Source organism: Nostoc sp. UIC 10607, from assembly GCF_047228265.1.
Lineage (GTDB): Bacteria > Cyanobacteriota > Cyanobacteriia > Cyanobacteriales > Nostocaceae > Nostoc > Nostoc foliaceum_A.
This window is the reverse complement of the sequence record NZ_JBIQNW010000277.1, coordinates 1-256: the sequence shown is the minus strand read 5'-3', so window position 1 is coordinate 256 and position 256 is coordinate 1. Positions and strand designations below refer to the sequence as shown.

1 protein-coding gene is annotated in these 256 nt (G+C 59.4%); it reads right to left on the bottom strand.

All coding sequences use genetic code 11. The features are described from left to right. Window positions 1–66: 66 nt before the first annotated feature. The coding region (locus ACEYW6_RS36755) for a hypothetical protein (RefSeq protein WP_412983687.1) at window positions 67–256 on the bottom strand (190 nt) is incomplete at its 5' end.

Sequence of the window (256 nt, the reverse complement as noted above, 5' to 3'; positions counted from 1 at the left end):
CAGCTTCACCCACGCCGGCATTGCGGCGTCTTGCGCGTCCGAGAGTGCCATCAACGGATTCGACGCTCAGCCAAGCCAAAGTGTCACTTGCACCCGTCCTCTTAAAGCGCCACAGCAGATGACCAGCCTCTCTTGAAACAGAGGCCATTGAGAGTGAAGTTGCCGGAGATTGATAGACAGTTCCACCCGCGAGACCCGACCTGCGCCTGGTGACCCATGGGAGGCTGCAATTCGGTGTTGTGCCTCACCGCATCGG